At 69.6% G+C, this 8,238-nt stretch carries 9 protein-coding genes; 3 read left to right on the plus strand and 6 right to left on the minus strand.

Annotation, left to right across the window (positions count from 1 at the left end; all coding sequences use genetic code 11):
* On the plus strand, window positions 1-1,544 hold a 1,544-nt coding region (locus VF536_RS03760; protein WP_414710271.1), incomplete at its 5' end, for a DHA2 family efflux MFS transporter permease subunit.
* A 156-nt stretch (window positions 1,545-1,700) separates the two neighbouring features.
* Here the strand turns inward: VF536_RS03760 and VF536_RS03765 are convergent.
* Genes VF536_RS03765 through VF536_RS03785 form a run of 5 tightly spaced genes read right to left on the minus strand, consistent with a single transcriptional unit; the run spans window position 1,701 to window position 6,585 of the window.
* On the minus strand, window positions 1,701-2,114 hold the full coding sequence (locus tag VF536_RS03765) for a response regulator transcription factor (RefSeq protein WP_331613447.1): 414 nt from the start codon (window positions 2,112-2,114) through the stop codon (window positions 1,701-1,703).
* A gap of 29 nt (window positions 2,115-2,143) precedes the next feature.
* On the minus strand, window positions 2,144-4,357 hold the full coding sequence (locus VF536_RS03770; RefSeq protein WP_331613448.1) for an AsmA family protein: 2,214 nt from the start codon (window positions 4,355-4,357) through the stop codon (window positions 2,144-2,146).
* The gene (locus VF536_RS03775) at window positions 4,348-5,823 is read right to left on the minus strand and encodes a phospholipase D-like domain-containing protein (RefSeq protein ID WP_331613450.1); all 1,476 of its coding nucleotides are present in this window, start codon (window positions 5,821-5,823) and stop codon (window positions 4,348-4,350) included. The genes VF536_RS03770 and VF536_RS03775 overlap by 10 nt, the downstream gene beginning before the upstream one ends.
* A gap of 4 nt (window positions 5,824-5,827) precedes the next feature.
* On the minus strand, window positions 5,828-6,364 hold the full coding sequence (locus tag VF536_RS03780) for a ferritin-like domain-containing protein (protein ID WP_331613451.1): 537 nt from the start codon (window positions 6,362-6,364) through the stop codon (window positions 5,828-5,830).
* Window positions 6,365-6,408: 44 nt separating this feature from the next.
* Window positions 6,409-6,585, minus strand: a complete 177-nt coding sequence (locus VF536_RS03785) for a DUF1328 family protein (RefSeq protein WP_331613452.1) — start codon at window positions 6,583-6,585, stop codon at window positions 6,409-6,411.
* A gap of 274 nt (window positions 6,586-6,859) precedes the next feature.
* Here VF536_RS03785 and VF536_RS03790 point away from each other — a divergent pair, with 274 nt between their 5' ends.
* Both VF536_RS03790 and VF536_RS03795 read left to right on the plus strand, forming a co-directional pair.
* Complete coding sequence (locus VF536_RS03790) at window positions 6,860-7,393, plus strand: hypothetical protein (RefSeq protein WP_331613453.1); 534 nt, start codon at window positions 6,860-6,862, stop codon at window positions 7,391-7,393.
* Window positions 7,394-7,415: 22 nt separating this feature from the next.
* Window positions 7,416-7,619 (plus strand): hypothetical protein, encoded by a 204-nt coding sequence (locus tag VF536_RS03795; RefSeq protein WP_331613454.1) that lies wholly within the window; start codon window positions 7,416-7,418, stop codon window positions 7,617-7,619.
* Window positions 7,620-7,714: 95 nt separating this feature from the next.
* Here the strand turns inward: VF536_RS03795 and VF536_RS03800 are convergent.
* Window positions 7,715-8,238, minus strand: a 524-nt coding sequence (locus VF536_RS03800; protein ID WP_331613455.1) for an OmpA family protein, incomplete at its 5' end; no start/stop codon positions are given.

Genomic DNA, 8,238 nt, shown 5'->3' on the forward strand with positions numbered 1-8,238 from the left:
CGCCTGCGGGTCCCGCGCCGCTGACCGGCACCGCGCTGGTCCTGGGCACCATCTCGCTGTCGCTGGCGACCTTCATGAACGTGCTGGACTCGTCCATCGCGAACGTGTCGCTGCCCGCGATCGCCGGCGACCTGGGCGTCAGCCCGGTGCAGGGCACCTGGGTCATCACGAGCTTCGGCGTCGCCAACGCGATCTCCGTGCCGCTGACCGGCTGGCTGACGCAGCGCTTCGGCGCGGTGCGGCTGTTCACGACCAGTGTGCTGCTGTTCGTGCTGGCGTCCTGGCTGTGCGGCTTCGCGCATTCGCTGGAGATGCTGGTCGTTGCGCGCGTGTTCCAGGGTCTGGTGGCGGGGCCGATGATCCCGCTGTCGCAGACGCTGCTGCTGTCGAGTTATCCCAAGCACAAGGCGGGCACGGCGCTCGCGTTATGGGGGATGACGACGCTGGTCGCGCCGGTGGTCGGGCCGCTGCTGGGCGGCTGGATCACCGACAACGTGACCTGGCCCTGGATCTTCTACATCAACGTGCCGGTGGGCCTGTTCGCGGCCGGCCTGACGTGGAGCATCTACCGCACCCGCGAGACGCCGACCAAGAAGCTGCCGATCGACACCGTCGGGCTGTCGCTGCTGGTGCTGTGGGTGGGCTCGCTGCAGGTGATGCTGGACAAGGGCAAGGAGCTGGACTGGTTCGAGTCCAACCAGATCATCGCGCTGGCCGTGGTCGCGGTCGTGGGCCTGGCGGTGTTCATCGTCTGGGAGCTGACCAACGACCACCCGGTGGTGGACCTGCGGCTCTTCGCGCGCCGCAACTTCCTGTTCGGGGCCTCGGTGCTGTCGATCGCCTACGGGCTGTTCTTCGGCAACGTGGTGCTGCTGCCGCTGTGGCTGCAGCAGCACATGGGCTACACCGCGACGGCGGCGGGTTTCGCGCTGGCGCCGGTCGGCGTGCTGGCCATCCTGCTCTCGCCGGTGGTGGGGAAGAAGGTCTCGGTGTGGGATCCGCGGATGATGGCGAGCTTCGCCTTCGTGATGTTCGCGATCGTGCTGTGGATGCGCTCTTTGTTCACCACGGACACGGACCTCGGGACCATCATGATCCCGACGATCCTGCAGGGCGGGGCGCTGGCGTTCTTCTTCATCCCGCTGACCACGCTGACCCTGTCGGGCATCACGCCGGACCGGATCGCGGCGGCGGCCGGGTTGTCCAACTTCGTGCGGATCACGGCGGGGGCGATGGGGACGTCGATCTCCACGACGCTGTGGGAGAACCGCGCGGCGCTGCACCACCATCACCTGGCGGAGCGGCTGTCGCTGGGCGATCCGGCGGAGACGGCGGCGCTGGACACGCTGCAGCGCCAGGGCTTCAGCCACGACCAGGCGCTGGCCTACATCAACCGGCTGGTCGACCAGCAGGCCTTCACGCGCGCGGCGGACGACATCTTCCTGGCCTCAGCGGTGCTGTTCGTCGTGCTGATCGCCTTCGTGTGGCTGACCAAGCGGCCGCCGAAGATGGGCGCGCCGGTGGATGCGGGCGGGGCGCATTGATCGCGCGCCGCTGAATCGATCGCCGGGGCGGCAGTCGTCGCCCGGCAACGGAAAAGGGGTCCCGCGGGACCCCTTTCTGCTGTGTGCGCTGACCACTTCTCGCTGCCCACTTGTCGCTGACCAGTTTCCGGTCGCGCCGCACGTTGGCGTACAGCGTCAGGCCTTCGACGACGCCAGGTCCAGGCAGTACGCGATGAGCTCGTCCAGTTCGCTGGACTTGTCGAAGACGCGGTCGGCGCCCAGGCCCTCGCAGCGCTGGCGCATGTCGGCCGTGGCGTAGTTGGTCAGCACGATCAGCTTGGCCTCGGGCTGCAGCAGCCGGGCCTTGGGCAGCAGCGACATGCCCGATCCGCGCTTCAGGAAGAGGTCGATGATGAGGATGTCGCAGGGGACCGCCTCGTCGTGCAGCCAGCGCAGTGCGCCGGCCTCGTCCTCGGCCCAGCCGACCACGTCGAGGTCGAGCATCTCCTGCAGCGTCGCGACAAGGTTCTCCCGGATCAGCGGGCTGTCCTCGACCAGGAAACAGTTCAGCGTGCCGGGCGTCGGTGCGGTGACGGGAACGGTGGACATGGGTGTGAGCGTGAGCGAGGCGCCCATTATCACGATCCCGCGCGCCGCTTCGATGTCGGCGCCAGCCGTGCGTTGCATTCGGACAATGCCTTCAGGCTCTCCGGGTCCGCATCCTCGCCCAGGTCGATCAGCGGCACGATCGCCGCCAGCGGCGCCACCGCCACGCCCAGCACCGCCGCCGGCAGCAGCTTGCGCAGCAGCGGCGCCTTCTGCAGGCTGAGTTGCGGATCGCCCAAGGTTCCCTGGATGTTCAACGGCGTGCGCAGCGTCAGCGGGCTCTTGTCCTTGGGATCGACCTTGGCCGTCAGCGCCAGCCGCTCCGTCGCCAGCGACATGCCGCCGTCCACCAGCACCACCGAGTCCTTGGTGTCGATGACCATCGGCCGCGGCGTCACCACCCCGTCCTTGACCCGCAGGTCGGCCACGCCGCAGTAGACCGCCAGCGGCTCATCGCCCCGCACCAGCATGCCCAGGCCCTGGGCGATGTCGATGCCCGCGGCCTCCACGATCAGGTGGGAGATGGTCCCGTCGGTCCAGTACAGCACCATGCGGCCGTCCGCGCTGGCCAACAGTTCCGCCGTGGATTTGCCTTCGCCGTCCAGCGCGATGCGCCCGCCCATCAGCCCGGTGACCCAGCGCTGGCCGTTCTTGCGCTCCAGGTTCAGCCACTGCTCCAGATGCACGCCGCCGACGCGCAGCCGCGCCTGCCACTTCGCCTGCGGCCCCCGGCCGTCCAGCTTCATGTTGCCTGCCACCTGGCCGCGTGCCACGCGCGCATCGATGTCGCGCAGCTCCAGCACGCCGTCCTGCAGCACGATGCGCGCGTTCAGCGGCTCGGCCGCCTGCAGGATCGCGGTGCCCGATTCGAAGCGCGCCAGCTTCACGTTGACGTTGGCGTTCATCGCCCGCAGCGAGGGCAGGTCGAACTGCTTGTCCGGCAGCACGCGCGTGGGCGCCTTCTTCACCTTGGGCGCGCCCGGCTCGGCCGGCACACCGACCGCCGGCCCCAGGTCCGCCAGCCACAGCTCGCGGCCGCGCAGCTCGCCGGTCAGCGTCGGCAGGCCGTCGGCCTTCTTGTCGTAGACGAACTCGCCATTCAGGTGGCTCTTGCCGATCGTGGCCTGGCTCACCGCCGTGGTCCAGCGCGACCCGTCGCGCGTCAGTTTGCCCTTCATCGCGAAGGCAGGCGTGGTCGGCAAGGTGACGCCGAGCGGCTCGCCGACCGCGGCCAGCGACGGGCCCGCCAGCGTGTACTGCCCGGACAGCCCCTGGCTCACCAGCAGGTCGCGGACCAGGCCGTCGAAGCTCAACTGCGCCTTGCCGATGTTGCCGCGCAAGGTGACCGGCACGGCCGGCGCATCGGGATCCGAGGACATCCACGGCAGCGCGGACCCGGTCTGCAGGTTGGCCTTGATCGGCAGGTCGCGCCAATGGCCCTCGGCCTGCGCCGTCACACCGTAACGGGCGCCTTCGCCAGGGCGCGCATCATCGGCGGGCGCCGACGCGCCCTTGGGCTGGCCCGCCACCCGCTCGCCGAAGTCCACGGCCAGCCGCGTGCCGGAAGCCGCCGCGCTGGCCGCGCGCACCGCCGATGCAGCGGCCTCTGGCGTTGTCCAGGTCTCGCGCAACGCGAACCGGCCCAGCAGCGACAGCTGCTGGATCTTGTCGTCCACCAGCACCGTGCCCTTGTTCACCTCGAGCAGGTCGAAACGGATGCCGTCGATGTTGGGGCGCTTGCGCACTTGCGTGTCGCTGGACGGCTGCTTGCCGAACTGCCAGCTCGCGCGGCCCTCGACGTCCCGTTCCAGCTTCATGCTCAGCTCACCCGCGCGCAGTGCTTTGACCTGCAAGGCCTGACCCTCGTGGCGCAGGGCCAGCAGGTCGGAATAGCGCAGCGTCAGTGATGCGTCCTGCGCCTGGAGCATCGGTCCGCCCAGCGTGCTCCAGCTCGGGCCCGAGATCGTGAGGCTGTGCGTGCGCAGACGCAGGTGGCCGATCAGCCGGAGCTGCCAGGCGGTGTTGTCCTCGTCGCCGTCGAAACGCACCTGCCGGTCGAGTTTCTGGCTCAGCCATTGCTCTGCGGGCCGGCGCAGGAAGGGCCAGCCCAGCCATTCGCAGACGCCGATGGCGATCAGCAGCATCGCCAGCAGCACGGCCAGGCCCATGAGCCAGCCATGACGGCGACGTCGTCGGGGACCCGGCGCAGGGGCCGGTGCGGAGGAGGGCGCGTTGTTCACCACCATTGTTCAAACATCCTGGAAAAGTATTCCTTGCTCCGTTGCCACAGCCCGCGGTCCTGCCAGCGCTGCAGCTCGATCGTCCTGGACGCGGTGCGGTCGCGCTCGAACATCCGGGTCATCGCGCCGCCGAAGTCCTCGCCCAGCACGACCGCGTTGACCTCGTTGTTGTGCACGAAGCTGCGCCAGTCCATGTTGCTGGAACCGACCGTGGAGACGACGCCGTCGATGACGGCGGTCTTCGCATGCAGCACCGCGTCCTGCAGTTCATGGATGCGCACGCCGGCCTTCAGCATGCGCTCGTAGTGGCTGCGGCCCGCGTGCATCACGGGGCCGAAGTCGCTGCGCGAGGGCAGGATCAGCTGCACGTCGACGCCGCGTTGCGCCGCTTCGCACAAGGCGTCGACCATGTCCTGGCCGGGCGCGAAGTAGGCCATCGTCAGGTACACGCTGCGCTGCGCGGCACGGATGCTGCCCAGCAGCAGCGTGTAGATGCGGTTCTCGGTGTCCTGCGGCGAGGCCGGGATCACGCGCATCAGCTGCTGACCCGCGGGCGGGCCCGGCGGGGGCGCGATCGCGGCGATGCTGCCTTCGCAATGCTGCTGCGCCCAGACCTCGCGGAACATCGTGTGCAGCGCCTGCGTCGCGGGGCCGCGCACCTGGACCATCGTGTCGCGCCAGCCGTTGTCGTCGGCCTTGTCACCCTCCTTGCCGCCGGCCGCGTCGCTCGATGCGGCCTTGGGCCTGGGCGCCTTCGCCGGCCCCCGGCTGCCGAAGCCGCCCGAGCCCGATGAATACACCGCGCTGATGTTGATGCCGCCGGTGAACCCGGTTTCGCCGTCCACGACCAGCATCTTTCGATGGTCCCGCTGCGTGATCTTGTGATAGCGCGTGCGCTGCTTGAGCGGGTTGACCGGATTGAAGGCGCAGACGGCGACGCCGCCCTGACGCAACCGGTCGAAGTAGGTCTCGTCCGTGCCCATCGATCCGACACCGTCGTAAAGGACCGCGACCTCGAGGCCTTCCGCGCGCCGCTTCAGCAGCCGGTCGGCGAGCTGACGCGAGACGTCGGCGTCTTCGATGATGTAGCTCTCCAGGATGATCTGGCGGCGCGCCTTGTCGATGGCCGCGAACATCGCGGCGAAGGTGGCGGGACCGTCGACGAGCAGCTGCGCGTCGTTGCCGGCGTACAGGTCGACGTCGCCGAAGGCCGACATGGCGGCGATCTGGCGCTTCAGCAGCTCCGCCTTGCCTTGTGCGGCGGCGGCCGATACGGCCTGCTCCCGGTTGGCCTGGTTCATCGGTCCGCGCGGGCCGACGACGTCGACCTGCGCGGCCACCCGCGTCAGCGTGGGAGCCGCCGACGGCGGATCCGGAACGCGGCCGTTGACCGGCGCGCGCGGCGTGCCGCAGGCGACCAGGCCGACGCTCGCGCCGAGCGCGAAGAGCAGGGCGGCGACGCGTCGGCGCATGGGATCAGTCCCTCAGCAGGTCGGCCAGGTCGTCGGCGTGCTCTTCTTCCTCGGCGAGCACTTCCTCGAGGATGCGGCGCGTCGTCGGATCCTTGTCACCGATGAGCTGGATCATCTGGCGGTAGGCCTCGACCGCGATGCGCTCGGCGATCAGGTTGGACCGCAGCATCGCTTTCAGGTCCTTGGACTCGTCGTACTCGGCGTGGCTGCGCTGGGTCAGCGAGTCCGGCCTGAAGTCCGGATCACCGCCCAGCTGCACGATGCGCTCGGCGATGCGGTCGGCATGGACCGCCTCCTGCGTCGCGTGTTCAAGGAACTCCTCGGCGATGCGCGGCGAGTTCAGGCCGTGCGCGGTGAAGTAGTGGCGCTTGTAGCGCAGCACGCAGACCAGCTCGGTCGCGAGCGCGTCGTTGAGCAGACGGATCACGTCCTCGCGCCAGGGACCGTAGCTCGGCGTGACGGGACCTTCGTCGAGGTGCTGGCGAGCGCGTTGCAAGGCCTGTTCATCAAGCTGGAGGTGCTTGTGTTCGGGGGCGTTCATGGGCTGGCTCCTCTGGGTTCAGGAAACTTCAGTAGACGGGGACGTCACTTCCGGATCGCGTTGACGCCGGTGATGCCCAGCACCAGCAGCACCAGGAAGATGACCACGAAGATCCCGAAGAGGATCTTGGCGATGCCGGCCGCGCCCGCGGCGAGACCGGTGAAGCCGAGGACGCCGGCGACCAGCGAGATCACGGCAAAGATCAGGGCCCACTTCAACATGACGATGTCCTTTCGTGCTGTCGGCCGCGGCGCGGCGCTTGGGGTCACTGTAGGAGCGGCCAGGGTGCCGGAGGGATCAGCAGGGCCCACGTCCGGGTGTAGGACAGGACGCCGCAAGCCCGGCGTGCGCACCGGTGCCGGACTTGTGCCGGACTCGTCCTACACGCGGCTCCGGCGCGGTACGACAGACGGCGGCAGGCCGCGGCCCTAGCCTTGCATCATCTTCTCCCCCCGTCTTCCGACCTCGGCGCCCAGCGCTGGAAAGGAACCCAAGATGATCAAGCTCAACAAGACCTTCACGTCGCCCTCCGCCGCCGCATGGATCACCGCCGGGGCTGTGCTGTCGGCGGTGATGATCGTGACCACGCCGGCCTTCGCGGCCGGGGCTTCGTCCAAGTCCGACATCCAGGCGACCTACGAGCAGGACCGCGCCAACTGCCTGGCGGGCAAGACCGGCCAGGCCCGCGCGGCCTGTCTGAAGGAAGCGGGCGCCGCGCGTCAGGCCGCCCAGAGCGGGGCGCTGCGGACCGCGAGCACGCAGGACCTGGCCAACAACGCGATGCTGCGCTGCCAGCGCGTCGCCGCGGAAGATCGCGAGGACTGCCGCATGATGGTCATGGGTCAGGGCACGCGAGACGGCAGCGTGGAGAGCGGCGGCATCCTGACCCGCATCGACCGCATGGTGCAGGAGAACCCGACCGCGGCCGGCATCCCGTCCGCCCCCGCCAACCCGCCGAGCGCGACCATGCGTCCGGGTCCCGACGTCCCGCCGCCGCGCCAGCCCAAGGCCAGCGCGCCGGCCCGTTGAACCATCGAAGAGGAGCGACACCATGCTGATGAAACGCCTCGTTCCGCTCGCGCTGTCGAGCCTCGCCGGCTACGCGCTGTGGCAATGGCAGGCCCGGCGCCACGAGTTGCGGCACAAGACCTCCCACGCCAAACCCGAGGAGGTCACCACCTGGGAAGGCGAGGGCGGCGCCCTGCACCGCACGGGCCCGCACATGGGACCCGAACCCGCCAAGTCCGCGGCCTGACCCGGACCCGGACCGTCGTCCAGGCAAGGCAAGAAAAAAGGCGCTCCCTCGGGAGCGCCTTTGTCATGGCAGCGCCGCAGCGCTGCCGCGTCGGCTCAGCCGCCGGACCCCTGCTGCGGCTCGCGCAGGAAGATCTCGACGCGGCGGTTCTTGGCGCGGCTTTCCGCAGTGTCGTTGGAGACCAGCGGTTCGCGCGAGCCCCGGCCGGCGACCTCGATCCGCTCGGAACGAACGCCCCGGTCCGCCAGGTAGCCGCGCACGCTTTCCGCGCGGCGCAGCGACAGCGGATCGTTGATCGCGTCCGAACCGGTGTTGTCGGTGTGGCCGACGACGCGGACCATCGTCGGCGACGGGTTGTTGTTCAGGCCGTTGGCGAACGCGTCCAGCACGGGCCGCAGACGCGGCTCGACCGCCGCGCTGTTCGTCGCGAACGAGATGTCGCTCGGCACGTCCAGCTTGAGCTGGTTGTCGGCGGTGCGCGTCACCTCCACGCCGGTGCCCTGCGTGGCCTGTTCCATCGCGCGGCGCTTGTCTTCCATGTGCCGTGACCAGACGTTGCCGGCCACCGCGCCCAGCGCGCCGCCGATCAGCGCGCCCGTGCCCGCCTTGCCGCCGGTGG

This window comes from Roseateles sp. (assembly GCF_036486225.1).
In the GTDB taxonomy this organism is placed as follows: domain Bacteria; phylum Pseudomonadota; class Gammaproteobacteria; order Burkholderiales; family Burkholderiaceae_C; genus Roseateles.